This is a genomic window from Arthrobacter sp. R3-55 (genome assembly GCF_054161505.1).
Genome location: NZ_CP096423.1, coordinates 1,994,997 through 2,021,549, shown reverse-complemented (window position 1 = coordinate 2,021,549; position 26,553 = coordinate 1,994,997). Strand labels below are relative to the sequence as shown.

At 60.6% G+C, this 26,553-nt stretch carries 24 protein-coding genes and 1 pseudogene; 7 read left to right on the top strand and 18 right to left on the bottom strand.

Annotation, left to right across the window (positions count from 1 at the left end):
* Window positions 1-118 precede the first annotated feature (118 nt).
* From pdxS to M1D51_RS09455, 7 genes and pseudogenes are all read right to left on the bottom strand, one after another.
* Window positions 119-1,045 carry a pyridoxal 5'-phosphate synthase lyase subunit PdxS gene (pdxS, locus tag M1D51_RS09485; RefSeq protein WP_105693961.1) on the bottom strand — a complete coding sequence of 309 codons (927 nt, stop codon included), beginning with the start codon at window positions 1,043-1,045 and terminating at the stop codon, window positions 119-121.
* Window positions 1,046-1,299: 254 nt separating this feature from the next.
* A pseudogene (gene pgsA, locus M1D51_RS09480) lies at window positions 1,300-1,922 on the bottom strand (phosphatidylinositol phosphate synthase).
* Window positions 1,912-2,505, bottom strand: coding sequence for an HIT family protein (locus M1D51_RS09475; protein ID WP_172322996.1), 594 nt, complete (start codon window positions 2,503-2,505; stop codon window positions 1,912-1,914). Before M1D51_RS09475 ends, pgsA begins: the two are co-directional and overlap by 11 nt.
* Window positions 2,506-2,524: 19 nt before the next feature.
* On the bottom strand, window positions 2,525-4,534 hold the full coding sequence (thrS, locus tag M1D51_RS09470; RefSeq protein WP_172322995.1) for a threonine--tRNA ligase: 2,010 nt from the start codon (window positions 4,532-4,534) through the stop codon (window positions 2,525-2,527).
* Between the two features lie 131 nt (window positions 4,535-4,665).
* Window positions 4,666-8,166, bottom strand: a complete 3,501-nt coding sequence (locus M1D51_RS09465; protein ID WP_458109306.1) for a DNA polymerase III subunit alpha — start codon at window positions 8,164-8,166, stop codon at window positions 4,666-4,668.
* Window positions 8,167-8,170: 4 nt separating this feature from the next.
* Entirely contained in the window at window positions 8,171-8,521 is a 351-nt protein-coding gene (locus M1D51_RS09460) for a DUF6504 family protein (protein WP_458109305.1), read from the bottom strand.
* Between the two features lie 92 nt (window positions 8,522-8,613).
* Window positions 8,614-9,675: an FAD-dependent monooxygenase gene (locus M1D51_RS09455; protein ID WP_458109304.1), complete on the bottom strand. Its 1,062-nt coding sequence runs from the start codon at window positions 9,673-9,675 to the stop codon at window positions 8,614-8,616.
* Between the two features lie 52 nt (window positions 9,676-9,727).
* Here M1D51_RS09455 and M1D51_RS09450 point away from each other — a divergent pair, with 52 nt between their 5' ends.
* Window positions 9,728-10,264 (top strand): TetR/AcrR family transcriptional regulator, encoded by a 537-nt coding sequence (locus M1D51_RS09450; RefSeq protein WP_458109303.1) that lies wholly within the window; start codon window positions 9,728-9,730, stop codon window positions 10,262-10,264.
* A 45-nt stretch (window positions 10,265-10,309) separates the two neighbouring features.
* A complete protein-coding gene (locus tag M1D51_RS09445; RefSeq protein WP_172322990.1) occupies window positions 10,310-10,699 on the top strand; it encodes a hypothetical protein in 390 nt (129 codons plus the stop codon).
* Window positions 10,700-10,701: 2 nt separating this feature from the next.
* On the opposite strand, the gene M1D51_RS09440 is transcribed toward M1D51_RS09445, so the two are convergent.
* On the bottom strand, window positions 10,702-11,448 hold the full coding sequence (locus M1D51_RS09440; protein WP_253951431.1) for an SOS response-associated peptidase: 747 nt from the start codon (window positions 11,446-11,448) through the stop codon (window positions 10,702-10,704).
* Between the two features lie 168 nt (window positions 11,449-11,616).
* Here M1D51_RS09440 and M1D51_RS09435 point away from each other — a divergent pair, with 168 nt between their 5' ends.
* The 3 genes from M1D51_RS09435 to M1D51_RS09425 all read left to right on the top strand — a co-directional run bounded on the left by M1D51_RS09435 (window position 11,617) and on the right by M1D51_RS09425 (window position 13,742).
* Window positions 11,617-11,877 (top strand): mycoredoxin, encoded by a 261-nt coding sequence (locus tag M1D51_RS09435; protein ID WP_458109302.1) that lies wholly within the window; start codon window positions 11,617-11,619, stop codon window positions 11,875-11,877.
* A 150-nt stretch (window positions 11,878-12,027) separates the two neighbouring features.
* Complete coding sequence (locus M1D51_RS09430) at window positions 12,028-13,113, top strand: S-(hydroxymethyl)mycothiol dehydrogenase (protein WP_026542440.1); 1,086 nt, start codon at window positions 12,028-12,030, stop codon at window positions 13,111-13,113.
* Entirely contained in the window at window positions 13,110-13,742 is a 633-nt protein-coding gene (locus tag M1D51_RS09425; RefSeq protein ID WP_458109301.1) for an MBL fold metallo-hydrolase, read from the top strand. Before M1D51_RS09430 ends, M1D51_RS09425 begins: the two co-directional genes overlap by 4 nt.
* Window positions 13,743-13,789: 47 nt before the next feature.
* Here M1D51_RS09425 and M1D51_RS09420 read toward each other — a convergent pair whose 3' ends face one another.
* Genes M1D51_RS09420 through M1D51_RS09410 form a run of 3 tightly spaced genes read right to left on the bottom strand, consistent with a single transcriptional unit; the run spans window position 13,790 to window position 15,862 of the window.
* Window positions 13,790-14,539: a lipoate--protein ligase family protein gene (locus M1D51_RS09420; protein WP_458109300.1), complete on the bottom strand. Its 750-nt coding sequence runs from the start codon at window positions 14,537-14,539 to the stop codon at window positions 13,790-13,792.
* The gene (locus tag M1D51_RS09415; RefSeq protein ID WP_458109299.1) at window positions 14,539-15,342 is read right to left on the bottom strand and encodes a thioesterase family protein; all 804 of its coding nucleotides are present in this window, start codon (window positions 15,340-15,342) and stop codon (window positions 14,539-14,541) included. Before M1D51_RS09415 ends, M1D51_RS09420 begins: the two co-directional genes overlap by 1 nt.
* A 31-nt stretch (window positions 15,343-15,373) precedes the next feature.
* On the bottom strand, window positions 15,374-15,862 hold the full coding sequence (locus M1D51_RS09410; RefSeq protein ID WP_458109298.1) for a DedA family protein: 489 nt from the start codon (window positions 15,860-15,862) through the stop codon (window positions 15,374-15,376).
* Between the two features lie 135 nt (window positions 15,863-15,997).
* On the opposite strand from M1D51_RS09410, the gene M1D51_RS09405 reads away from it, so the two are divergent.
* Window positions 15,998-16,990, top strand: a complete 993-nt coding sequence (locus tag M1D51_RS09405) for a hypothetical protein (protein ID WP_458109297.1) — start codon at window positions 15,998-16,000, stop codon at window positions 16,988-16,990.
* On the opposite strand, the gene M1D51_RS09400 is transcribed toward M1D51_RS09405, so the two are convergent.
* Together M1D51_RS09400 and M1D51_RS09395 are read right to left on the bottom strand one after the other, a co-directional pair.
* Entirely contained in the window at window positions 16,987-18,501 is a 1,515-nt protein-coding gene (locus tag M1D51_RS09400) for an FAD-dependent oxidoreductase (RefSeq protein ID WP_458109296.1), read from the bottom strand. The genes M1D51_RS09405 and M1D51_RS09400 overlap by 4 nt on opposite strands.
* A gap of 67 nt (window positions 18,502-18,568) precedes the next feature.
* Window positions 18,569-19,060: a DNA alkylation repair protein gene (locus M1D51_RS09395; protein ID WP_458109295.1), complete on the bottom strand. Its 492-nt coding sequence runs from the start codon at window positions 19,058-19,060 to the stop codon at window positions 18,569-18,571.
* A 60-nt stretch (window positions 19,061-19,120) separates the two neighbouring features.
* Between M1D51_RS09395 and M1D51_RS09390 the strand changes: the two genes are divergently transcribed.
* Complete coding sequence (locus tag M1D51_RS09390) at window positions 19,121-20,209, top strand: PDDEXK nuclease domain-containing protein (RefSeq protein ID WP_458109294.1); 1,089 nt, start codon at window positions 19,121-19,123, stop codon at window positions 20,207-20,209.
* Between the two features lie 18 nt (window positions 20,210-20,227).
* On the opposite strand, the gene M1D51_RS09385 is transcribed toward M1D51_RS09390, so the two are convergent.
* From M1D51_RS09385 to nrdE, 5 genes are all read right to left on the bottom strand, one after another.
* Window positions 20,228-21,214, bottom strand: coding sequence for a dienelactone hydrolase family protein (locus tag M1D51_RS09385; protein ID WP_458109293.1), 987 nt, complete (start codon window positions 21,212-21,214; stop codon window positions 20,228-20,230).
* A gap of 96 nt (window positions 21,215-21,310) precedes the next feature.
* Window positions 21,311-21,931, bottom strand: a complete 621-nt coding sequence (locus M1D51_RS09380; protein ID WP_458109292.1) for a GIY-YIG nuclease family protein — start codon at window positions 21,929-21,931, stop codon at window positions 21,311-21,313.
* Window positions 21,932-21,981: 50 nt separating this feature from the next.
* A complete protein-coding gene (locus tag M1D51_RS09375) occupies window positions 21,982-23,196 on the bottom strand; it encodes a type II toxin-antitoxin system death-on-curing family toxin (protein WP_458109291.1) in 1,215 nt (404 codons plus the stop codon).
* Window positions 23,197-23,327: 131 nt separating this feature from the next.
* Window positions 23,328-24,302: a class 1b ribonucleoside-diphosphate reductase subunit beta gene (gene nrdF, locus M1D51_RS09370; RefSeq protein ID WP_011775019.1), complete on the bottom strand. Its 975-nt coding sequence runs from the start codon at window positions 24,300-24,302 to the stop codon at window positions 23,328-23,330.
* A 123-nt stretch (window positions 24,303-24,425) separates the two neighbouring features.
* Window positions 24,426-26,546 carry a class 1b ribonucleoside-diphosphate reductase subunit alpha gene (nrdE, locus tag M1D51_RS09365; protein ID WP_172325528.1) on the bottom strand — a complete coding sequence of 707 codons (2,121 nt, stop codon included), beginning with the start codon at window positions 26,544-26,546 and terminating at the stop codon, window positions 24,426-24,428.
* Between the last annotated feature and the right edge of the window lie 7 nt (window positions 26,547-26,553).

Below are 26,553 nucleotides of genomic sequence, written 5' to 3'. Positions count from 1 at the left end.
TGGGCGCTGATCCGGCAGTGTGCGTAAAAGGGCCCCCGCCCCGGCCACCTACAAACTTGCGGCAGCGAGAGCGGGGATAGCACACAGAGGATCAGCGCCCACCGGGCGCAAGTGAGACCTACCAGCCGCGCTCTGCGAGGCGGTGGGGCTGGGGAATCTCGTCAACGTTGATGCCCACCATGGCTTCGCCGAGGCCGCGGGAGACCTTGGCGATGACATCGGGATCATCATGGAACGTGGTGGCCTTCACGACGGCGGCGGCGCGCTCTGCCGGGTTGCCGGACTTGAAGATACCCGAACCAACGAACACACCATCGGCGCCGAGCTGCATCATCATCGCAGCGTCAGCCGGAGTCGCAATACCGCCGGCGGTGAACAGCACGACGGGGAGCTTGCCGGTAGCGGCAACTTCCTTGACCAGTTCGTACGGGGCCTGCAGTTCCTTGGCCGCAACGTACAGCTCGTCCTCGGGGAGGGCTGCGAGCTTGGCGATTTCCGAGCGGATCTTGCGCATGTGCCCGGTGGCGTTGGAAACATCGCCGGTGCCGGCCTCGCCCTTGGAACGGATCATCGCCGCGCCCTCGTTGATGCGGCGCAGCGCCTCACCAAGGTTCGTGGCACCGCAGACGAAGGGAACGGTGAAGTTCCACTTGTCGATGTGGTTGATGTAGTCGGCCGGGGTCAGGACCTCGGACTCGTCGATGTAGTCAACACCGAGGGACTGCAGGACCTGGGCTTCGACGAAGTGGCCGATCCGGGCCTTGGCCATCACCGGGATGGACACGGCCGCGATGATCGCATCGATCATGTCGGGATCGGACATGCGGGACACGCCGCCCTGGGCACGGATATCGGCCGGAACGCGCTCGAGCGCCATGACAGCCACAGCACCGGCATCCTCGGCGATGCGGGCCTGCTCGACGTTAACGACGTCCATAATGACGCCGCCCTTGAGCATCTCCGCCATGCCCCGCTTTACGCGGCTGCTGCCCGTGACGCTGTTCGCGGACGAACCGGCTTCGTTGCTTACATCTGGTGTAGACACAAAAACCCCTATGGGTAGATAAACGACCTTTTTGCCGGAGGCACGCGCAGCCACACGACCGCAATCAGCGCACACCGGGTTTCAGGTCAAGGTGACCAAGTACTAGTAATAGTAGTCGCACGTTCCATGGTGGCAGTACATTCATTACCCTCTTGACGGGCAACAAACGGGGCTGTGGTAGGACAGGTGCACAACAGCCAAGGGACGGGTTTGGCCGTTTGCCAGTTCCCTGCGAACGGGTGGGAGGTTAGTCGCTAGCCGGCAGCAGCTTCGTCAGTCTCGGCCAGGGCCTGCCGGTGCACTGCGGACATCCGCTGGATGATGGTCACGACGCTCGCCAATGCCAGCAGGACCAGTGTCCCGAACAGCACCACGGGCGGGAGGCCCAAACCGGTCAGGCCCGTAATGAGCAGTACGGATGCCAAACGCTCAGCCCGTTCCGCGATGCCCACACTGGCCTGATAGCCCAGTGATTCAGCTTTTGCCCTGGCGTAGGAGACAACCATGCCCAGGACAAGGCAGACGACGGCGGCAGTTCCGATCGCGGGATCCTCACCGTGGGTGAAGAACCAGATGGTAATGCCCGCAAAGATCGCTCCGTCGGCCAAACGGTCCAGGGTGGAATCCAGGAAATTGCCCCAGCCTCCGCTCCTGCCTTGAAGCCGTGCCATGATGCCATCAACAACGTCGGAGAAGGCGAAGAAAGCCACCACCACGGAACCCCACCAGAGGTGCCCCAGCGGGTACAGTACAAGGCCGCCCAGCCGGCCGTGCCCGCCATGGTCACCGCGTCAGGGGACACGCCGATCTTGAGGAGCCAACGCGCAAGTGGTGTGAAAAGTGATGTGAAGAAGCCGCGCGCATGCCTATTGAGCATTCGACTCCCCCGGCCAGGCTTCGGCCACGAGCTTGCGGACTTCGTCCAATGTCTGCGTGATGGCCTTGGTCTGGGCGATGATGGGGAAGAAGTTGCCGTCCCCACCCCAGCGCGGAACCACGTGCTGGTGGAGATGTGCTGCGATTCCCGCGCCACCGGTGACGCCTTGGTTCATCCCAAGGTTGAAGCCACTGGGGTTGGACACTTTCCGCAGTACCCGCATGGCGGTTTGGGTGAGGTCGGCGAACTCTGCCGTCTCCTCCACCGTGATGTCCGTGTAGTCGGGGACATGGCGGTAGGGGCATATCAGCAAGTGCCCCGGGTTGTACGGGAAAAGGTTCAAGACCACATAGCAGGTCCTTCCCCGGTACACGATCAGGGATTCCTCGTCCGAGCGTGTGGGCCCTACACAGAACGGGCAGTCGTCCTTGTTCTTGAACTGATCCTGCCCGCCCTTGATGTAGGCCATGCGGTGCGGAGTCCACAGGCGCTGAAACGCGTCCGGCACGCCCGCCAATCCGAAGTCATCGGTTACCTCGGCGTCGCCCGGAATCCCGGCCGCCGCGCCTGTGTTCTCCTGCACCGTCTCTGTGTCCGTTCCGTCAGCTCTCGCGGTTCTTGACGGCGTCCACAATCCTGCGGACCGCCTCTGCCACCGGCACGCCGTTGTCCTGGCTGCCGTCGCGGAAGCGGAACGAGACCGCACCGGCCTCGGCGTCCTCACCGCCTGCAATCAGGACGAAGGGAATCTTGTCCTTGCTTGCCGTGCGGATCTTCTTGGGGAACCGGTCTGAGGAGATGTCCACTTCGGCCCGGATGCCTGCCGCCTTAAGCTGCCCAACGACGTCGAACATGTAGTCGTTGAAGGTCTCGGCCACCGGGATACCCACAACCTGGACGGGAGCGAGCCATGCGGGGAACGCACCTGCGTAGTGCTCCGTGAGGACGCCCATGAAGCGTTCCACGGATCCGAAGAGTGCCCGGTGAATCATGACAGGACGTTGCCGGGTTCCATCCGCAGCCTGGTACTCGAGCTCGAAGCGCTCCGGCAAGTTGAAGTCCAGCTGGATGGTGGACATCTGCCAGGTCCTGCCGAGGGCGTCCTTGGCCTGCACCGAGATCTTAGGGCCGTAGAAGGCAGCTCCACCCGGATCCGGCACCAGTTCCAGGCCGGAGGCAGCGGCAACCTCGGACAACGTGCGGGTAGCTTCCTCCCAAGCAGCGTCGTCACCAACGAACTTTTCTTCGTTCTTGGTGGAGAGCTCCAGGTAGAAGTCGTCCAGGCCGTAGTCCTTGAGGAGGCCCAGGACAAAGTTCAACGTGGTGGTGAGCTCGTCCTTCATCTGCTCGCGGGTGCAGTAGATGTGGGCGTCATCCTGTGTCATGCCACGGACGCGGGTCAGGCCGTGGACAACGCCGGACTTTTCGTAGCGGTACACCGATCCGAATTCGAACAGGCGCAGCGGAAGCTCGCGGTAGGACCGGCCGCGTGAGCGGAAGATCAGGTTGTGCATGGGGCAGTTCATCGGCTTCAGGTAGTAGTCCTGGGCCGGCTTGCGCACGCTGCCGTCTTCGTTGAATTCGGCGTCCACCTGCATCGCGGGGAACATGCCGTCCTTGTACCAGTCAAGGTGTCCGGAAACCTCGTAGAGGTGGCCCTTGGTGATGTGCGGGGTGTAGACGAACTCGTAGCCTGCATCCACGTGGCGCTGACGGGAGTAGTCCTCCATGGCCTTGCGGATGATGCCGCCCTTGGGGTGGAAGACCGGAAGGCCCGAGCCGAGCTCGTCAGGGAAGGAGAAGAGGTCAAGCTCCACGCCAAGCTTGCGGTGGTCGCGGCGCTCAGCTTCGGCAATCCGCTCCTGGTAGGCCTTGAGTGCTTCCTTGGTGGGCCAGGCGGTTCCGTAGATGCGCTGGAGCTGCTGGTTGTTCTGGTTGCCCAGCCAGTAGGCAGCGGAAGAACGCGTCAATGCGAAGGCGTTGGAGATGATTTTGGTGTTCTGCAGGTGGGGACCGCGGCAAAGGTCGCACCAGATGCTTTCGCCGCTCTTGCGATCCACATTGTCGTAGATAGTGATGTCGCCGGCACCGACCTCAACGTTGACGCCTTCAGCGGCGTCGGTTGAGTCGTTCTTCTTGCCCAACAGCTCCAGTTTGTAGGGCTCGTTGGACATTGCTTCGCGGGCTTCTTCTTCAGTAACCACACGGCGGACGAACTTCTGGTTCTGGTTGATGATTTTCTGCATCATCTTTTCCAGGGTGCGGAGGTCTTCCGGGGTGAAGGGCTCAGCGACGTCGAAGTCGAAGTAGAAGCCGTCCGTGATGTAAGGGCCAATGCCAAGCTTGGCGTCGGGGCGCAGCTGCTGCACAGCCTGGGCCATGACGTGGGCGGTGGAGTGGCGAAGGACATTGAGGCCGTCGGGCGATTCAATGGTGACGCCTTCGATGTTGGCGCCCTCGGCGAGGACCTGGTCAAGGTCCGTCAGCACTCCGTTGACTCGGGCTACAACGACGTCGCGGCGCTCGAAGAAGAGTTCCGCGCCGGTAGTCCCTTCCGTCACCTTGGTCTCTTCGCCATCGACGATGAGGGTGATCTGTTGGGCATCTGACACGGGTGTCTCCTATTCATGGTTAAGGCTTCATAGCTTGTGGCGTACGGGGACCACAGCCAGCCACCGTCAATCGTATCTGCTTCCACGGGGGCGGCCAAAGCAGCGCGCCGAAGCCCTCAGCAGCTCACTGTTCAGCTGCCCAGACCAGTGATGGCGAGGTTCCTGGAGATGCCGTGCAGTGCACCTCTGTGGGTGTATTCATCCGGCGGAGCACCGCCGGAAGGAAGGAGTTCGGCAAAGGGCAACGTTTCCGGCCGGCTCAAGTCCCAGGCTTTGGTGGCGCTGAGGCTGATGCCCTTGGGACCTGTCCGTCTGGTGGTTCCCCGGATCAGCAACAAACGGGTGCCAAACAGCAGGGGTCCGGATTCTTCCTGGGCTTCATGGAAAAAGACGGAGTCCACGCAACCAGTACCGTCATCGATGCTGATGAAGACCACCCGCCTGCCACCGCGCATGGGCGGGGTTTGGGTTGCAACCCTCACTCCCGCTACCAGCACCTCTGTCCCGTTGCGAAGTCCAAGGAGCTTATCTGCCGTGGTAACGCCGAGCTTGTCCAGCAGAGGGCGATGGCTGTCCATGAGGTGCCCGCTGACATCTACCGCCATCAAGTCAAGCTCTGCCCGGACGTTATCCACCATGGAGGGCTCCGGAAGTTCCGGCGCCAGGTTCCGCAGCTCAATATCACCCAATGCAAAGGACAGTTGTCCTTCAATGACGTCGGACGTTTTCTTGGTGGGACTGCTTTGTAGGGCCTGGAGGTGGTGCACCAGGTCAGCCCGGTTGGCCTTGCCACCGGAATCCTTATGGAGGACATCAAAAGCCCCAAGCTGGGCGAGCCTTTTGATGTTGGGCTTGCTCACCCTTGCCCGGGCACGTAAGTCCGCCAGGGAATCATAGGGTTGGCCTGCCACGATCCTCTTCAGTTCAGCCCCCGAAAGCCCATAGATTCCCGTGAGACTCAGGCGGATGCCAAGTTTGCCCTGCTGCGGACCGTCCTGGATTTTTTCCACCCGGTATTCCGCTTGGCTGCGGTTGATGTCCAACGGCAGGATGGGGATGCCGAGTCGGCGCGCTTCGGCCACCAGGAGGCGCTTGGGGTACATCCCGGGGTCGTGTTCCCATAGTCCCGCCAGGAAGGCTTCCGGATGGTGGGCTTTCAGCCATGCAGATTGATAGGTGGGTACGGCAAAGGCTGCTCCATGGGCCTTGCAGAAGCCAAAACTGCCAAAGGCTTTCAACGTTCCCCACACTGCGTCCACCACCTCGGGTGAGTAATTCTTGATGGCTTCCCGTCGAAAGTAACTCTCCACTCCTGGCTCAAGGACTTCATTGCCCAATGCGCGGCGGAACTCGTCAGCCCTGTCCAAGCCGCATCCGGTCATGACATGGAAGGTCTTGAGGATTTGTTCATGGAAGACGGTCACTCCATGCGTTTCCTGCAAAGCAGGTTTGAGGTCAGGGTGGGGATACTTTTCAGGAGCGAACCCATGCCTGTGTTCAAGGAAGGGCCGAACCATGTCAGATTTCATGGGCCCGGGCCTGAAGAGTGAAATATCGATAATGAGGTCATTGAATTCCCGGGGCGCCATCTTTCCAATGAGCTCCCGCTGCCCCGGGGACTCAATCTGGAAACAACCCAGTGTGTGGGTGCTGCGTATCAGCTCGAAAGTGGGTTCGTCGTCAAAGGGGACTGCATTGAGATCGATCCTGCCGTCCTCGGCGATAAAGTCCGGACCTTTCCCTCCCGGTTTCACAGGATGCCGTCCGGCAGCTACTACTTCAGCTTTGGAAGGATGGAGGCGAATGACTTCCCGGACAGCAAAAGCCATGGCACTTTGCATGCGAACGCCCAGGACATCGAGCTTGAGCATTCCCATGGGATCCATGTCGTGCTTGTCGAACTGGCTCATGGGCAGACCCAACCCGCTGGGCTGGACAGGGGTGCGGTCCAAGAGGGTCGCATCTCCCAAAATCACACCACATGGATGCATGGAGATATGCCGGGGAAGTCGGTCCAACCTTTCGGTAAGGTCCACCAGGAGATCGAGTTGCTGGTTTTCGCCCAGGCCTCCTTGCTCCACCCGTTCTGCAAAGGAGCGCAGTTCTGGTTTCTCAACCAGCGCCTCACGGAATTTGCGCGCTGAGAACCTCCACAGCTGCTTGGCAATTTCGCCGACTTCGCCGTCATCCATTCCCAGTGCGAGGCCTGCGTCCCTAACAGCTCCCCTGGCCCTGTACCCGTTTTGCATGCTCATCAGGGTGACCCGCTCAGCACCAAAGCGATCGAAGATCTTTCGGTAGACGTTGTGCCTTTCGGCGCTTTCGACGTCGATATCGATGTCTGGGAGGGTTGACCGGCGGCCGGACAGGAAGCGTTCAAAAATGAGGTCGTGGCGGATCGGGTCCACTTGGCTGATATCAATCAGGTAGTTCACCAAGCTGGATGCACCGGATCCCCTTGCGGCAACCCTGACGCCCATTTCAAGGATCATTCTTGATACCTCGGCAACGGTGAGGAAGTAGGAAGCAAAGCCAAGCCGTGCGATGATGCCAAGCTCATGCTCCAACCGCGAGCGCACCTGCTTTTCTGCTTCTCCCGTGATGCCCGGGAATCGTTTGGTGATCCCGGCATGGCACCGCTGTGTCAGTTCCACCATGGGGTCGTTCTCGATGCCGATAATGGATGCTTCTGGAACCACAGGTTTTTTCCATCCCATGTCCAGGACGGGGTCGATGCGGCATTTGTCGGCGAGCGCTTCGGTGTTGGCGAGGAGTTTGTGGAGGTCTGCTTTTCCTTGCCCTGCCGCGGTCATGATTTCTTTGCCGAGTTGGATCATGTGATGGGCATTTTTGAGCCAACCTTGTCCTGTTGGTTGGAGCATGGGGGCTGCTGAAAGTTCCGGGAGTGATTTGAGGGTGCGTGCGGAGTCCAGGACGTCTGCGGTGGCGGCGCCGTCCTGGGCGCAATAGCGCACGGCGTTGGTGAGGACTGCTGGGATGTTGTATTCGAGGGCCAGTTTGAGCATCCGCACGGCATGGGCGGTGCTGAGTGGAACTCCGGGGGCGCTGAGGTGCGTGACGACTTCTGCGACCACCGTGCCGGGAGGCATGGCGTCGATCCATTGTTTGAAGAGTGTTCTTGGCCGGAGGTACTTCCGGCCTCCCATGGCTTGTCCTACATCTGAGTCGGGTCCGATCAGGACTGTCAGCACGGGTTTGAGGGTTTGGGGATCCAATGTCCTTGATGCCAGTTCACCGCGGGTGACTGCTACCGGTATCACTCCCCCTGCCTTGCCTGAGGTGCGTACGTGGGCGTCGGAGATGAGCCGGCAGAGTGCACGGTATCCGGCACCGTTGTTGTTGCCATGGGCGAGTACGACGACGCGGCCCGCGACTTGGGTGCGGTGGTCGCCGTCGTCGTCGAAGACTGCCAGGTCCACCCCGACGATGGGATCGATGCCGGCGTCCATGCAGGCTTTGAGGTGTTTGATGGTGCCGTACAGGCCGTCGCGGTCCGTGCAGGCCAGTGCGGTGGCGCCGTCTGCTGCGGCTGTTTGGGCGAGTTCATCGGGCCAGGAGACACCGTAGTGTGCGCTGAAGGCAGTAGAGACGTGCAGGTGGGTAAAGCTCAAGGGTTCACGCTGCTTCGTCTGGCTCTACTGCGCGTGCCGGCGCAGCGGAATGGATCCGAAGGAGCCGCCATCTGCCGCTGTTGACATGGCGCACCAGGTCAAGGGTGATGGGGCCGGCAGCGGGGGCTGGGGCATCTGTTTGCGAGGGTTGGAGTTGGACGCGCCATATTTCGTGGTCCACCAGTCCTGCTCCGGTTCCCAAGGGTGCACGGCTTTCTTCCAGCCACCATTGGCGTCGCTCGTACCACCGGTCGGGTTCACTGGAGACTGTGTACTGCGTCCCTTTCCACTGGACGGTGTGTGGCTGGCCGGTTTCCGTGCAGCCGACTTCCACGGATTCGCTGAACAGCCCCATTTTCCTCACCTCATTTGCACTGGTTCCCGACGATAAGTTCATTCGAAGATATGTTCGAATAGATCCAGTTTACGCCGGGGCCAGGACAAAACCTACTTCGAAGTTTCAGCCTTCCTCCTGGACCTCGCCACCTGCTTTCCCGCTTGCTTCAGGAGGGCATCGCGCCAGGGTTGCATTCCCTGGGCGAGGGCGATGCTTCCCATGAGGGATGAGGCCAGGCGAAGTTGCTGGGTGCGCAACAGCCGCTTCCTGCCGTAGGCGGCGAGCGCCGCCTCAAGGGACATTTCGTTGAGGAGCTTCCCCAAGGTCACGGCATCTATCAATGCTTCGCAAGCGCCCCTGCCCAGGTTGGGCGTCATGGCATGCGCCGCGTCCCCGAGCAATACAACGTTTCCCCGTACATAGCGCCCCATGGGCGGGGTGGTCCATATCTGTTGGGCCAGTGAGTTCTCCGGCGATGCAAGGGACAAGACCTTAAGCACTGCTGGTGAGTAGTGGGCATACCGGCGTCGTGTCATTTCAAGGGCCGTTGCGACGTCCACTTTGTCCATGCCGGCGCCTGAGCGGAAGGAGGCGTACCAGTTGGTTCCTGTTCCGGCAGGTGCAAGTCCAAAGATTTCACCGCGGCCCCAGTACTCCCCTATGTCCGACGTGGAGGGAGTCCCTGGAATGACTCCGCGGACTGCGAGGAACGGCGTGGGCCGGGCCGCACTTCGCTTTCCCCAGTAGTCACGCCGCACAACGCTGTTGACTCCGTCGGCCCCCACGGTCAGTCCTGCCCCAGCGGGGAGTTTGTCTACTCGGCCGATTATCCTGCGGACAGTTTCCGGCACGGCGGAATCGAGCAGTGCCAGCAGTTCAGGGCGGGAAATCCCCATGAGCCCTTCCCCCTCCATGGAGAGCATGGGTTCTCCCGTGGGGCTGCGGAGCGCCCCGGTTTTGATGGTGGCTCCCCGGCTCCGCGCGGCCCCCAGTATTCCCAGCTCAGACAATGCTTGCTGGGCTTCCCCCCACATGGCCAAGGTTGTTCCCACCGTTGGCAGTTCGGGGCGCTGCTCGTAGACCGTGACGGCGAATCGGCCGGGATCGAGCCGTCCTGCGAGCGCCAGGCCGGCAATACCGCCACCAATGATGTCCACTTTTTCCATGGCCACACTGTACTACTACATTTGTAGTAGCGATAGGAGTTGAAGCTAGACTTTCGCCATGCCGGACCGACGAACAGAACTTGCCGACGCCGCCCTCGCGGTCGTGGCGGACAAGGGCCTCAAGGGCCTCACCCATCGGGCTGTCGACGCCCAAGCCGGCGTGGCCGTCGGAACTACCTCAAACTATTTCCGCAGCCGCGCCGCCCTGGTCAGTGCCGCCGTCGACCGCGTTGAAGAACTGGACACCCTCCTTCTCCAACAAGGTGGGCGGGAAACGCCGACGTCGGTAGCAGCTTTAGCTGAACAACTCACCGGCGCGCTCATGGGACTGGCGCTGGAAAACGCGGAACTGACCCGGGCCAGGTTCACCTTTGCCCTGGACCAGCCCGGTGTGGTCGCCGCCGGCCACGAACGAATGATTTCCGGGCTGGTCCGGATTCTGGGGCACCTCAACGTACCCGATGCCAGGGCCCGGGCAGAGTCGGTAGCCGACTATGGTGATGGCCTTGCCTTGCATCTGCTGACCGCCCGCCAAGGCCAGGTCATTGACAGGGCTTCCATAGAGGAGAACATCCGCCGCCTGTTGGAAGGATGAAGTCAAGGGGTGGACGGCAGCGGGTCCACAGAGCAGGATTGTGCCATGAGTACCAATGACGCACTCCTGAAGCAGGTCAACATCACCGCATCGGACGAGAACCTGGTGGCACGGTTCGAAATCGATGGGAACATACCAGGCTCCGGCGCTTACGTCGTGGGCCTCGTTGCTGCCAGTGAGGATTACTCCTCCCAACGAAGGCTGGGCATCGAATTCATGAACGGCGAGGCAATCTCGTTCTACTCCTTCAACCACTCCCTAAGCGCCGAGGAAAACTACGACATCAAGGGCGTGGAGCACTCCGGAAACGTCATCACCGGGAACTTCCCCATGTCGGCCATCCACGGGCTGAGCAAAGGCCACGTCATGACGGGCTTCAGCGAAGCCGACGGCCGGGAATTCCAATCCGGCGTACCGGTGAACGAAGCTCTCTAAGCTCAGAAGAGTCCTTCGACCGGCTCAATAAGTTCCGGTGAGTTGTTGCGGACGTTTCCTACGGCACTGCCCACAGGATCCAGCGTCCACCCGGCGGCAGCGTCGTGCGCCCGTGACCGGACCATCTCCACCAGCCCCGCAGCGTCCTTCTCCCGCGGATTAAGCCAAGCCTCCATGGTCTCTTTGTCCATGGGCAGCGGAACGCGGTCGTGGAGGGCAGTGAGCTCGTCAAACACCGACGCACTGCGCCTGGTCCGGGCAGACTCAGCAGTTGGAGTGTCCGCCGTCAGGATGGACATGGACAGCAACCAGCGCCCTGGATCGTCATCCGCCGCCGACTGGTCCCGCCACCATTCATACAACCCGGCGAAAACCAGGCCCTGGCCATCACCCGGATGGACGTAGTAGGGCTGCTTGTTCTTACCCTCGCCCTTTTTCCACTCGTAATAGCCATCGGCCGGAACAGCGCACCGCCGGGCAACAGCGGCTTTCTTGAAGGAAGGCTTCTCCAGGAGCGTTTCACTGCGGGCATTGATCAGCCGCGCACCGGCTTTGGGGTCCTTGGCCCACGATGGCACCAGCCCCCATTTGGCAACATGGAGCTGCCTCTTCAGGTCTTCGTCCACCAACCGCTCCAGGACAATCGGAACAGCATCGGTGGGTGCCACATTCCAGGACTTCTCAAGGGCAATCTCGTTTTCAAGTTCGGCGTCGAAATCGGCAAGCAGGTCCCCCACCGCACGGGCCATCACATAACGTCCACACATGTGCAACAGTCTGCCTTCTCCCGGCAGAACGCACCAGCGCAGGATGTGACGTAACCCGGCTTCGCCCCAAAAGGGAATTATTCGGCCACGCGTTACCGTTGATAACAACGAACCATCCCGTGCAAACGACCAAATACTCAGGAGAGCTCTGTGGACTTCACCCCCAACTCCGGCACCATCACCATGTTCTCAACCACCTGGTGCGGCTACTGCAACCGACTGAAGAAGCAGCTGGACGCAAAGGGCATCGGCTACACCGAGATCAACATCGAAGAAGTAGATGGCACGGCCGAACTCGTCGAGCAGCTCAACGGCGGCAACCGCACCGTCCCCACCGTCCTCTTCCCCGACGGAACCGCTGCCACCAACCCTTCAGCCGCGGAAGTTGAAAAGCGCCTGGTCACTGTCTAACCCACCGGCTCCAAGCGTCACCGCACCAGGGCCCGCACGGAACAATCCACACACTGTCTGCCACCTGTGATAGACAGATTGGGAATCCGCAGCGGGCCCTGCTGCTTTAAACGGGGCCTGCTTTCCGCGAGCCCCGAAGGGAACAACTCCATGGTCCACGCAGTCAAAGGTGTCGTCGTCCGCTCCAAAGGCGCACCCGCAACCCTCGAAACCATCCTGGTTCCCGAGCCCGGTCCCGGCGAAGCCTTGGTGGACATCCTCACCAGCGGCGTCTGCCACACCGACCTCCACTACAAACTCGGTGGCATCAGCGACGACTTCCCGTTCCTGCTCGGCCACGAAGCCACCGGAGTCGTCAGTGCAGTAGGCCCTGACGTCACCGACGTAGCCCCCGGGGACCGCGTGGTCCTGAACTGGCGTGCAGTATGCGGCAATTGCCGGGCCTGCAACCGCGGCCAAGCCCAGTACTGCTTCAACACCCACAACGCCACCCAGAAAATGACCCTCGAAGACGGCACGGAACTCTCCCCCGCCCTCGGCATCGGCGCATTCATCGAAAAGACCCTCGTTGCCGCCGGGCAATGCACCAAAGTAGACCCCGACGCCGATGCCGCCGCCGTCGGGCTGCTCGGCTGCGGCGTCATGGCAGGTTTGGGCGCAGCGCTCAACACCGGTGGCGTCAAGCGGGGCGACTCGGTTGCCGTTATTGGCTGCGGCGGCGTAGGCGTAGCAGCCATCGCAGGCGCCGCGCTCGCAGGCGCCACCACCATCATCGCCGTGGACATCGACGCCAAAAAGCTCGAGCGCGCCAAGGACCTCGGCGCAACCCACACCGTGGATTCCTCCAAGGGCGACCCCATCGAGGAAATCCGGGCCCTCACGGGAGGTTTCGGCGCTGACGTGGTGATTGACGCCGTCGGACGTCCGGAAACCTACAAGCAGGCCTTCTACGCCCGCGACCTCGCAGGGACAGTAGTCCTGGTAGGCGTCCCCACCCCGGAAATGACCCTGGAACTGCCGCTGCTGGACGTCTTTGGCCGCGGCGGATCGCTCAAGTCATCCTGGTACGGCGACTGCCTCCCCTCCAGGGACTTCCCCATGCTGGTGGACCTCTACAAGCAGGGCAAGCTGGACCTGGACGCGTTCGTGACCGAGCGCATCACCATCGACCAAGTGGAAGAGGCCTTCGACAAGATGCACCACGGCGCCGTCCTGCGATCGGTGGTTGAGCTGTGAGCGCGCTGACCATCGATCATGTCGTTACCTCAGGAACGTTCTCGCTCGACGGCGGAACCTGGGATGTGGACAACAACGTCTGGATCATCGGGGACAACTCCGAATGCATCGTCATCGACCCCGCCCACAACCCCGAGGCAATTCACCAGGCCGTGGGCGGCCGGACGGTCAAAGGCATTTTGTTGACGCACGGCCATGACGACCATATCCGCTCGGCCGGTCAATACGCGGAGCTCGCCAAAGCTCCCACTCATCTCCACCAGGATGACTGGATGCTCTGGAGTGCGGTGTTCCCCGAAACTGATCCGGACGCCACGATCAAGGACGGCGACGAGTTCCTCGTGGCCGGCGCATCCCTGAAGGCGATCCACACTCCCGGGCACTCTCCGGGATCAGTGTCCTTCCACCTGCCCGGCGAAGGGACGCTCTTCAGCGGAGATACCCTTTTCCAGGGCGGCCCGGGCGCTACGGGACGCTCGTACAGCGACTTCCCCACCATCATCGAATCCATCCGGACCAAGCTCCTGACCTTGCCGGAAGAGACAGTGGTCCACACCGGCCACGGGGACTCCACCACCATCGGGGCAGAAAAGCCGCATCTGAATGAATGGATCGCCCGGGGTCACTGAGCCAGGCGAGGCAACTTCCGGGGCTTGGAGGGCAAGGGTTCCCGCCCTTACCCCACCAGGCTCCGGAAGTCGCCGTCGACGACTTCCGCGTACCCGCGGTAAGCCTCGATCACGGCATCTTCAACGGTATGGACATCCAGGTGCGGCAGAAGGTCATTGGCGGCGCCGGCGGTGGCCGGGTCCCATTCAAGGCCCAAGGCGGCGTAACTGGCCTTGAGGACCTCGCGGATGGGCTTGGAATCTTCCACCACAATGACCGAGCTGAAAAGCCAACCGCCGGACACAACGCGCTGGGCAGTACCAATAAGTTTGATGCGGTGGGAGGGAAAATCAGGGTCTTCACCGTGAACACTGAACTCCCCCGGACAGTACTCCCCGGGAATTTCCCCGACGGCGGCGTGAACGCCAACGCTGCGAAGCGCACCGGCCAGTAATTCACCGAACTCCGAAAAACGGGCTTTGGCGCGAACGATCGCATCGGGGTGCGGCTCAAGGTGGTCTATCACCAGCGTCCCCTGGTGGTAAGCCGCCGCGCGGCCACCGGCCTTTCGTATCAATGGCTCGAAACCCAGTTCCCGGCACGCCTCCTCCGCGGCCTGAAAGCCAGGCAGGTTTGCGTCCCGCTGCCCGAAAGCAACGGTCGGCAGCGGACGGTACAGGCGAAGCGAAGGGCCAAGCTTGCCGCTGCGGGCACGCTGAAGAAGTTCCAAGGCGAAGTCGAGGTCTTCCGCTGCGCCCATCGACTCGGCCTGCCGATAAACCGTGAGCTTGCGGCCCCCTGTTTCCGAGCCGGCCATCAGCTCTTCCTCAACGTCAGGATCTGCTCGGCCCGGCCGAAGGGTCCGTCAACATCGTGGAGCACGGTGGACGTCAGGCCAATCCCGTCGGAGCCGAAAGAAACCTTGTTATCAAGCCCCAGCCATTCACCCGACGGAGCCCGGTACATGTGGATCTGAAGATCGACGTTGGGAAAAATGTAGCTGTTTTCGCCCGGTGGAACCCGGGCCGCTATGCCATTCGCGGTATCCACCAGGCCCATGAGGCGGGCAAGGTCGGTACTGTCGTTGTGGTCTGTCAGCGGATGGGACGTACGGATCCACACTTTGCCTGATCCGGGCCGGTGTCCCTCGGCAATGCGCATCTCAAGGGACCGGATGTACCCTCCGGGCCATACGCTGGCGCCATCCCACGGCTTGCATTCATCCGGGGCCGGCATCGGCTGGTCTTCCACTGCGGCTACAGCGCTGGTGTCGCTGGTGACCATGCGCCAGGCGGTGGCCCGAATGGCCACACGGCCTCCCGCGGAGAGCTCGGCCTGGATCAGTTCGATGGTCCGGCCCGGCCTCAACGTCGAGGTGGTGACCTTGAACTCGCCGCCGGGAATCAGCCCGAGGATTTCATAGCTGATCCGTGCCAGGCGGACATCGTCCCGTGGCTCGTGACGGACCAGGGCATCGGCGATGATGCCCGAGGCCGGAGCCATGTGTTGTTCATGGGGATTCCAGGCACCTTGGGCGTGAATGGTGGACCGGTAGCGGCCCTCGCCCAGTGTTTCGTAGTAAAAATCGCCGTCCGCCAGTTCCGGTAATGCAGTAGTCAACCCAGGCCTTTCGCCGATCCAGCTGTAGAACTCAGACCACTGTATCCGCTGATTTGGCCCTCGCCCGACGTCGACGGACCACCACAACCCAGACGACGACCACCGCCAGGGCAACGATCCCCACCGCCGCACCAACAGGTGACGCTGCTGCAACAGCCAACCACGCCTCCAAAGCAGCAAGACCAATGGTGGCGTAGAGGAACGCCCAGATGACAGAACCCGCTACGGCGGCCGGCACATACCGTCGCAGTGGCATGCGGGCAGCGCCGGCTGCGAGGTTGATGGCCGTTTGGAGGCCGATGGTCAGGAAGGAAAGTACGACGGCGTACGGGCCCCAACGCTGGATCAGGGCCTGGGCGCGGGCTGCTTTGGGCCGCTCCAAAGAAGCGCCGAAACGAGTGTGGGCGAGTCCGGCAACAGCTCCCCGCCCTATCCAGTAGGTAACGTTGACGCGGATCATGACAATCGCAAAGAGCGCCGCGAGGGCGACGCCGAATGGCAAACTCAAGATCTGATCCACTTGACTTAGGCTACCCTAAGCATCGAGTGGTTGAAGATTCGACCCCAGGCCATGCGGCTCAATCGACGGCACGAGCACATGCACCCGAATCATTGCTGAACCGGGATGAGCCATTGCTGACCCTAGGATGAGTGCATGGACCTCCGCGATGCCGCCCAGGAGCTTTATGCCGTGACACCTCGGAATTTCACGGCTGAGAGAACGGCGCTGGCCCGTCAGGCGAAGGATGCCGGCAACAAGGATCTGGCCAAGGCGATCAGCAGCCTTCCCAAACCAGCTGCAGGCGCCTGGGCCATCAACATGCTGGCCATTCACCAGCCCGAGGTGATTGACGGCGTCGTACGCTTTGGCGTTTCGCTGAGAACCGCCCAAGAGGAGGGCGATGCCGAAGCGTTCCGCGAACTCGGACAGCAACGGCAAAGCCAGCTGACAACAGCTGTCCATTCGGCCAAGGATCTCGCTGCCGAATTGGGCGCTCCACTCAGCGCTGCCGCAGCGGCCGATGTTGAACAGACCTTCAGGGCGGCAATGGCCGACGCCGGGGCCGGCGCCGCGGTGACGACGGGCCGGCTGGTCCGGGGCCTTAGTGGCAGTGGCTTCGAGGCTGTGGACCTGACAGGTGCCATCGCTGCAGCAGGGCCGGACGACGAGGATGTGAAGGTCTCAGCTGAAAGAAGCCCGGCGAAGCGCGCAGCCGGGAAGGAAACAGCAGCACGTTCCAAGAGCGCTCCGCCTTCCCACGACGTGCCGTCCAAGGAGAAGGAACCCAGCCGCAAATCCGCCAAGGACGAAGCGACATCCCTGGCCGAGCGGCGTGCCGCCAAGCAACAGGCAGCGCTTGATGAGGCCCGCAAAGAGTTCGAGGCCGCCGACCAAGCAGCCAAGGAGGCAGAATCGGCAGCTTCCGACGCATGGGAAACCGTCAACGAACTGGCCGGGCGCCGAACGGACCTCAAGTCCGGGATTGAAGACGCCAAGAAGCGTCTGGCCGCCCTTGAAGCTGAACTCATTGGAATCACCCGTGATGCGGAATCCGCGGAATCGGAGAAGAAACGAGCCGTCAGGACCGCAACACAGCAACGACGCGCCGCGGACCAAGCCCGGCGGCGCGTCGATCGGCTGAGCTAGTCCTTCTTCTTTCCCGTCGACTTGATCGGAGACTCTTGCAAATTGCGAGTTGCCGGGCCTTCGAGGTACTTGCCCTCCGGGGTGAATCGCGAACCGTGGAGGGGGCAGTCCCATGATTTCTCGGCGTCGTTCCAGCTCACGATGCCGCCCAGGTGCGAACAGCTGGCCGAAACCATGCAGACGTTGCCATCCACAGTGGACACAGCCGCAGGCTCGCCCTTGTACAAGCCCACCACACCTGTTCCTTCGGCGGGACGGGTCTGATCGGTGATCTCAGGATTGGCCTTGATTTTTGCCCTGTCCTCCACCATCCGTTTGGTGGTGCCCGCATTGAGCCGGACGGCCTGGAGAGCGCCTTGGGGCGAGGTTACCCTGTGATGGATGACGCTCGCCCAATCGGACTGGCCACCGAGGATGTCCGACGTAATGGACAGTGCGGCTGCCACCCCGTTGCTCATCCCCCATTTGTTGTAACCCGTTCCGAAGAAGATCCGTCCATGGCCGCGGGGAAGCTTGCCGAAAAACGGCATCAAGTTGGTGGCTTGGTAGTCCTGCGCTGACCACGTGTGGGTGACCTCTGCTCCCGGGTAATGTTGCGTTGCCCACCCGAGCAAGTCGTCCAGGTGTGCTTTAGGCGACTTCGCCCTGCCCCCGGTGTGGCCATAACCGCCTACCAGGAGCAGCTCCCCCTCGGGAGTAGGTTGCGTGCGCTGGGAGCGCGTGGGCGAATCGATGGACAGGTACATTCCCTTCGGAATGTCCCCGGGCACCTTCAGGGCGGCCGCATAGGACCGGTTGGGCTCGAGCTTGGCGAAGTACAGGCCGCGGTCCAGGATGGGGATGCCCGTAGCCAGGACCACTGTGTCCGCGGTGAACGTTCCCTTGTGCGTGGAGACCTCCATGGGCTGCTCCGATCCCACGTTGTGCACCTGCATATCCTCAATAATGAGGCCGCCGTGTTCGCGGATGTCCCTGGCGAGGGTTTCCAACACCTCCATGGGATGAATCTGGGCCTGGTCCTCCAGTTCCAGCGCCTCCACCACCGGGAACGGCAGCCCGGGGTCCCTGCTGAAGTGGACGTCCAGACCTGCGTCCCGCGAAACCGCAGCCTCCTTCCGGAGCCGTTGGCCGCCGTCGTCCGTGGTTGCGAACGTAACCGCCGTCCGGCGCTGAAACGGGATACCCTGCTGCTCCATGTACTGCCTCAGCCAGGCCTGCCCGGTCTTGTTGGCTTCCACGTAAGCCTGCACTACCTTCAGGGAGTACTGGCTGCGCAAGGCCGACAGCGCTCCGCCTTGGAGGAGACTCAGCTTGGCTGTGGTGTTGCCGGTGGTCACCGCACCTAGTGTTCGGGCTTCGAAAACGGCCACGCGTTGCCCTGATCTGGACAACAGCAGGGCGGTCACCATTCCTGTGAGCCCGGCGCCCACCACTATGGTGTCAAAGTGCTTTTCCTCGGGGATTGAGTCGGACATGAAGCGGGATTCCCGGTCCAACCACAGCGATTTCATCGATTAGCCTGCCTCTCAATTCACTGGCATGTGGTGAGTGAAACGCTAGGCGGGTAACTGGTCCATATCAAGGGCTGCCGTGGTCTGTTGCCAAAGCCGCTGCCCGCCGTAGTTCGGGATCCGGGTCTGCGGCCCACCGTTCCAGTACGCGTTCGGCGCGTTCCTTCGCGAGTCCCTCCAACCGCGCCACCAACGGGTTGACGACGTCTACGGCCAGGGGATCCACCAGTTCGCGCGTCCCTGCCCTCCTGATGAAACCTTCAATGCGCGTGAGGTCGGTGTTGACCAGGAGACTGACCCTGGTCTGCAGCAGAACCACTGCTGCGAGGCGCCGTTCAAACACAGGTTCGGCCCAGAGTTCCGAACTCAAGGCAGTGATGTCGTCATGGTCCAGGTTCTTGTACCGCTTGAGCGTGTCCCTCACGGTTCCCCGCACGGCACCCACGGATGCGCCATACACCTTCAGCGCACCACCCAGACGTTCACTGACCTCATCAGCTTTCTCCCACGTGGACTCCATTTGCAGGGTGTAGTCCACGAATTCACCGGCTTCACTCACCCGCCTATTTTGTCAGTGCCTCGGCCTAGCGTGATCACAACAGCAATCGACAGGAGCACCATGACGTCCCAAGAGCTCGCCACCGAGGCATCATTTCCGGGTGTCCCGGCTGCTTCGTCCATGCCCGACTGGTACCCCACGCTGCTGAAAACTGTTGCCCAGGAGGTCCGGGCCGGCAGGACCCGGGCGATGGCAGCGGCCAACAGTGAGTTATTGAATTCGTACTGGAGCATTGGCCGGCAGCTCGCCGAACGCGAATCCGAGCAAGGCTGGGGCGCCAAGGTGGTCACCCGTTTGTCTGCCGACATCCGTACCCGGTTCCCGGAAGCCAAAGGCTTCTCCCCCAGGAACTTGAGGTACATGAAGAGCTTCGCGCAGGCCTGGCCGGACTTCCCAAAGTTGCAAGCGCCGCTTGCAACATTGCCCTGGTACCACCAGATCGCACTGATGGAAAAGCTCGACGACGCCGCCACGCGCCTTTGGTACGCCGCGGCAGCTGCCCAACACGGGTGGTCCCGCAACGTGCTGACGCACCAGATTTCAACCCGCTTGCACGAGCGTTCTGGGCAAGCCATCACCAACTTTGCCTCCACCATGGTTCCTGCCGATTCAGACCTCGCGCAGCAGGCAACCAAGGACCCCTACGTCTTTGACTTTCTGTCCATGAGTGATCGGCATACCGAACGGGACCTGGAGCTGCAGTTGGTGAAACACGTGGAGAAATTCCTGTTGGAGCTGGGCCAGGGGTTTGCCTTCGTGGGCGAGCAGGTCCGGTTGGAGATTGCCGGCGAAGAGTTCTTCGCTGACCTGCTCTTCTACCACCTGAAATTGCGTTGCTACATGGTGATCGAGCTGAAGGCCGTGAAGTTCGAGCCCGGATTCCTGGGCCAGCTTGGGATGTACATGGCGGCGGTGGATGACCTCATGGCGCATCCAGACGACAAGCCGACCATCGGCCTGCTGTTGTGCAAGGAGAAGAACAGCGTGGTGGCCGAGTACGCACTGCGCGGGTTCAACGCTCCCGTGGGCATTGCGGAGTGGAAAACTTCCCTTGCTGACTCCTTGCCGGATGAGCTGGTGGCGAGCCTGCCGAGCATCGAGACGTTGGAGGCCGAGTTGGCCACTGAGGCTGCGAGGTTGCAGGGCTGAGTTCTCGGGTAGGGCGGCTTAGACGTTGTCCTTGAACCACGCCAGGGTGTCATTCCAGGCTGCCGTCGCTTGCGCCTCCACGTAGCGCTCACTGGTGTCGTTGTGGAAGGCGTGGTCCACTCCGGGGTACATCTTGAGCTGGTGCTTCACGCTGGTCTTGTCCAACGCTTCCTGGAATTGCGGCATGGCCCCGGTGATTCGTGCGTCGTTCTCCGCGTAGACGCCGAAGACCGCCGGCTTAATGGTGGGCACCTTGGCCAGGTCCGGAGCTGGACCGTAGAAGGCGGATGTTGCTTTGAGTCCTTGGATCTCGGTGCTTGCCTGCCAGGTGATGCCACCGCCGAAGCAGAACCCGATCATGGCGATTCGGCCATCCTCCACAAAGTCCTGGCCGTTGAGGTACTCGAAGGCGGCTTTGAAGTCGCCCACGTGCCTTTGCGCACCAGCCTGCGTCAGTGCACCCGGGACGGCATCCGGGTCCATAGTCGCTGTGCCGCCCTCCCTGCTGAGGAGGTCCAGCGCCAACGCTGCGTAGCCTTCCTTGGCGAAGCGCCGGGCGACGTCCTGGATGTGCGGGGTGAGCCCACGGTTTTCGTGGCAGATCAACACACCGCGGCCTTTCTTCCCGCCCTCGGGCCTGGCAAGGTACGCGCTGATTTCCGTTCCGCCGGAGTCGAACTTCACTGTCGCCGTCGTCAGGCCTGCAGCACCTTCTGGGACGGACAACGGGCTCTTTGCGTTGGGAACGGCCCTAGTAGCGGTCTCTGCAGATCCTGGCGACGATGCCGACGACGTTGCGGGCGAAGGCGTTGGCATCGGATCGGTGGTTCTGGGAACCTCGTCCTGCGTACAGCCCATCAGGGTCATGGCCGCCGCAGCAGCGGTCATGCTCCCCATGATGAACGCGACCCGTCTGGTGAATGTCTTATGCGACATCTCGCCCGAGCGGTAGTCATCGTAGAACTCTTCGATCAAGTACTTTTCGAACTTCTCCAGTTGCACCATGGCGAACCTCCCGACGATGTGGATTATCCTCCCCTGATGAGAAGACGCGGGCAAGGGTGAGACGGTTCCATGGCCAGCGTCTTGGGGAGCAGGTGGTTATGGGTCGGTATCCAACGCTGGATCGCTATTGGCCTTAATCGCCCTATAACGGTCGAATACTGCTTGCGCCTTTTCGTTGTCAAGCAGACCATCTATCATGCTCAAGGCAACCGGATCGAGTTCCACGAAAAGGTCGGCATTTTGCTCTGCTGACAGATCGTTCGTGAACCTTGGATCCGACAAGAAAGACAAATCAACTAGCTGGTTCGACCCGCCCACTTCCTCCTGGAATCTATTAATCTCCAAACGAACACCCGACGTCGTCACCACAATAGATACACCTTTGATATGGCGATTGAAGATTTCGGAACCATGTCTAGTTAGCAGCCTTAAGAATATGTCGACGCGCCCCTCACTAACGCACGGGTCAGGCAGCCGAAAAGGTGCGGCCTCATCAATTAGCGCGACGATGGCATCCTGCGGCGAAATACTAAAGAATTCTCTGGAATTGGAGATTCGCGCGGCGGCAAAACGATCGTGCATCCGCAGTTCCAACTCCTGCGGGTTATCCACGAATACACTCCATAGTTGCACCAAAGGCCTTGAACGCCCGGTCGTGAAGAGTTCTGTCACTCGTCTTTGAACTGGGCCGCAAGTATAACCAATTTTAACTTCCACAGCATTCGCAGGTTCTAAAAGGACATACACATATCCAGGCTGGCTAGGCACTACACTTTCGCCAATCTCTTCAGGAGTTTAGAATATTCTAAGATGAAATAGTCAGGTTCGCGTCCATCTGAGTAAAACTGCTCGGAATCCACCCCGTGTTCTTGGTCCAGCTCGAGTTCCTGACGAATACGCTTTACTATTGTTCGAGGCACTTCGCGACCGTCCCCCGTATTAGTAAAATAGGCATTTAGTTTATGCGTTTTCAAAAAGCCCAGAATGCGGCTTCGACGAGTTACCGTTCTGGTGATCTCCAATTTCTCACCCCGATGCTGAGAGATTTCACAACCTTTGGACTTGAGTAACCTTGATAGGTTTCGCCAAGTGATTGATCGCTCCTCTTTGCTTACAGGCCTAGACCGTTTGATTATCCAATCAGCAATTTCAGATGTTTCACGATCAGCCCGCTGATCGTATGTGAAGCCCGTCGGCAACAGTTGGTGGGAAGCTACAAGAATCATCCACTTAAACAACTCATCCTCGTTGGATTCGAGGACGAAATTATTACGGTCAAGAAAAACAAGTAGTGCCACCAGAGCCGTACGCTTGTTTCCGTTGTGAAAGGCATGGTTCTGAACCAAAGAGTGCAGTAGAGCCGCTCCCGCTGATTCAACTGTGCAGTACTTGTATTGGCCTCCAAGGCTCGTCGCCGGTCGTGAGACCGCACTTTCTAGTAGCGCTATGCTACGAACCCCGGACGGACTAATCGGGTCCTCGGCTTCGGCGAAGTCGCGCTCAAGTTCTTCGTGAATGCCTTTGACTTCCTCGGTTGTCAGAAGCTGGCTGCCGCGAAGCACTCCTTTCGGGACCCATTCAAAAGGCGCGGCAGGAACTTTAGCTTCGACTTTAAGATCTTCACGACGCTGTTCCAACGTGCGGGCCTTGGTCTCAGTCGTTGACTTCAAATATGTGTTGATGCGCCGGACTGAGCCTTTCGGCATGCTGATGGCTTCAGGCCTTAGATGGAATCCCAGTTCAGCTAGGAGTTCCCCAAACTCGGTCCTCGAAACACCATATTCCGTCAGCCAGTATGACACCTTGCGCTGCTGCGCTCCAGGAATACCAATAACACGCTCAGCTGTCCGAATATCTTTCGCCTCAATTACCGAACCAGGACTTTTGACGTACTCAATCCCTCCGCCCCAGAGCGCAACTAATGTCTGTTCGTGGTCTAAATTGGCACGAGCGGCCAACGCGCCAACAGTTGTCTTTGTCAAAAATCCCCAATCAAAGGTCGTGCTGTCAGAGTAGTTCCCGCAAGTTCATCTACGCTCCGAGAAAGCTCCCCGACATTACAGAAGCGGCCTCTGGACCGGCCTATGAGTCACCACATGGTGCCGATTCGTAGTTAGAACTCCCAGTCCTCATCCTCCGTGTTGACAGCCTTGCCAATCACGTAGGAGGAGCCCGAGCCCGAGAAGAAGTCGTGGTTCTCGTCGGCGTTCGGGGACAGCGCCGACAGGATGGCCGGGTTCACGTCGGTGACGGAAGCCGGGAACATGGCCTCATAGCCGAGGTTCATGAGGGCCTTGTTGGCGTTGTAGTGCAGGAACTTCTTGACGTCCTCGGCCAGGCCGACACCGTCGTAGAGGTCGTGCGTGTACTGGACTTCGTTTTCGTACAGCTCGAAGAGGAGCTCGAACGTGTAGTCCTTGATTTCCTGCTTGCGGGCTTCGGAAACCTTCTCCAGGCCCTTCTGGAACTTGTAGCCGATGTAGTAACCGTGCACGGCCTCGTCGCGGATGATGAGGCGGATGAGGTCGGCCGTGTTCGTGAGCTTGGCGCGCGAGGACCAGTACATGGGCAGGTAGAAGCCCGAGTAGAACAGGAAGCTCTCCAGCAGAGTGGAGGCAACCTTGCGCTTCAGGGGATCGTCGCCCTGGTAGTAGTCCATGACGATCTGGGCCTTCTTCTGCAGGTTCTCGTTTTCGAGCGACCAGCGGAAGGCGTCGTCAATCTCCTTGGTGGAGCACAGGGTGGAGAAGATGGACGAGTAGGACTTGGCGTGCACCGACTCCATGAAGGCGATGTTGGTGTACACGGCTTCTTCGTGCGGGGTGATCGCGTCAGGAATCAACGAAACAGCACCGACCGTGCCCTGGATCGTGTCCAGTAGCGTCAGGCCGGTGAAAACGCGCATGGTGAGCTGCTGCTCATCCGGCGTCAGGGTATGCCACGACTGGACGTCGTTGGACAGCGGCACCTTCTCCGGGAGCCAGAAGTTGTTGACCAGCCGGTTCCAGACTTCCACGTCCTTGTCGTCCTGGATCTTGTTCCAGTTGATGGCCTCGACGTGCGTCAGCAGCTTGACCTTTTCGGTCATTTCATCCCCTTTAAGCGATGGTTTTTCTTGAGATAAGCCTACGACGGCGGGTGGTGGCCCGCCGTCGTAATCTTTAGTTTTGGGTGCAGCCGAGGCCGCTGATAGTCAGCCGATAACGGTTGACTAGAGCATGCACGAAACGCAGCCCTCCACCTCAGTCCCTTCCAGCGCGAGCTGGCGGAGACGGATGTAGTAGAGGGTCTTGATGCCCTTGCGCCATGCGTAGATCTGCGCCTTGTTGATGTCGCGCGTGGTGGCGGTGTCCTTGAAGAACAGCGTCAGGGACAGGCCCTGGTCCACGTGCTGCGTGGCAGCGGCGTAGGTGTCGATGATCTTCTCGTAGCCGATTTCGTAGGCATCCTGGTAGTACTCCAGGTTGTCGTTGGTCAGGTACGGAGCCGGATAGTAGACGCGCCCGATCTTGCCTTCCTTGCGGATTTCGATCTTGGCGGCCACCGGGTGGATGGAGGACGTGGAGTTGTTGATGTAGCTGATGGAACCGGTAGGCGGCACGGCCTGGAGGTTCTGGTTGTAGATGCCGTGCTCCATGACCGAAGCCTTCAGTTCGCGCCAGTCGTCCTGGGTGGGGATGTGGTGGCCGGCAAAGAGTTCCTTGACGCGGTCCGTTTCCGGAGCCCATTCCTGCTCGGTGTACTTGTCGAAGAACTCACCGGATGCATAGGTGGACTTCTCGAAGCCGCCGAACTTCTGGCCGGTCTCGATGGCCAGGCGGTTGGAAGCGCGCAGGGCGTGGAACAGCACTGTGTAGAAGTAGATGTTGGTGAAGTCCAGGCCCTCTTCGGAACCGTAGTGGACGTGCTCGCGGGCAAGGTAGCCGTGGAGGTTCATCTGGCCGAGGCCGATCGCATGGCTCTGGGCGTTGCCCTGGGCGATGGAAGGAACGGAGTTGATGTAGGACATGTCGGACACAGCGCTGAGGGCGCGGATGGAAGTCTCAATGGAGAGTCCGAAGTCCGGCGAGTCCATGGTCTTGGCGATGTTCATGGAACCGAGGTTGCAGGAAATGTCCTTGCCGACGGTCTCGTAGCTGAGGTCCTCGGCGTAGATGGACGGCGAGGAAACCTGCAGGATCTCCGAGCACAGGTTGCTCATGGTGATCTTGCCGTCGATCGGGTTGGCCCGGTTCACGGTGTCCTCGAACATGATGTACGGGTAGCCGGACTCGAACTGGATCTCCGCGAGGGTCTGGAAGAACTCGCGGGCGCTGATCTTGGTCTTCTTGATCCGGGAATCGTCAACCATCTCGTAGTACTTCTCGGTCACCGAAATATCGGAGAACGGAACACCGTAGACCTTCTCCACGTCGTACGGGGAGAAGAGGTACATGTCCTCGTTCTTCTTGGCGAGCTCGAACGTGATGTCCGGAACCACAACACCCAAGGAGAGGGTCTTGATGCGGATCTTCTCATCAGCGTTCTCGCGCTTGGTGTCCAGGAAGCGGTGGATGTCCGGGTGGTGGGCGTGCAGGTACACGGCACCTGCACCCTGGCGGGCACCGAGCTGGTTGGCGTAGGAGAAGCTGTCTTCGAGGAGCTTCATCACGGGGATGACGCCGGAGGACTGGTTTTCGATCTGCTTGATCGGGGCGCCGTGCTCGCGGATGTTGGTGAGCGAGAGCGCTACACCGCCGCCACGCTTGGAGAGCTGGAGCGCGGAGTTGATGGCACGGGCGATCGACTCCATGTTGTCTTCGATGCGGAGCAGGAAGCAGGAGACGAGCTCGCCGCGCTGTGCCTTGCCGGCGTTGAGGAACGTGGGGGTTGCCGGCTGGAAACGGCCGTCAATGATTTCATCGACGAGGCGGTTGGCCAGCTCTTCGTCGCCGCGTGCCAGGTGCAGGGCAACCATGCAGACGCGGTCTTCGTAGCGCTCCAGGAAACGCTTGCCGTCAAAGGTCTTCAGTGTGTAGGACGTGTAGAACTTGAAGGCGCCCAGGAAGGTCTCAAAGCGGAACTTCTTCTTGTACGCGCGGTTGAAGAGGTCGCGGATGAAGTTCATCGTGTACTGGTCGAGGGTTTCGCGCTCGTAGTACTGGTTCTTCACCAAGTAGTCGAGCTTCTCTTCCAGGTCGTGGAAGAACACCGTGTTGTTGTTTACGTGCTGCAGGAAGTACTGGTGCGCAGCTTCACGGTCGGCTTCGAACTGGATCTCGCCGTTGGGGCCATACAGGTTCAGCATGGCGTTGAGCTCGTGATAGCCCAAGCCCTTGAAAGCCTCAGGCAGCGGCTTC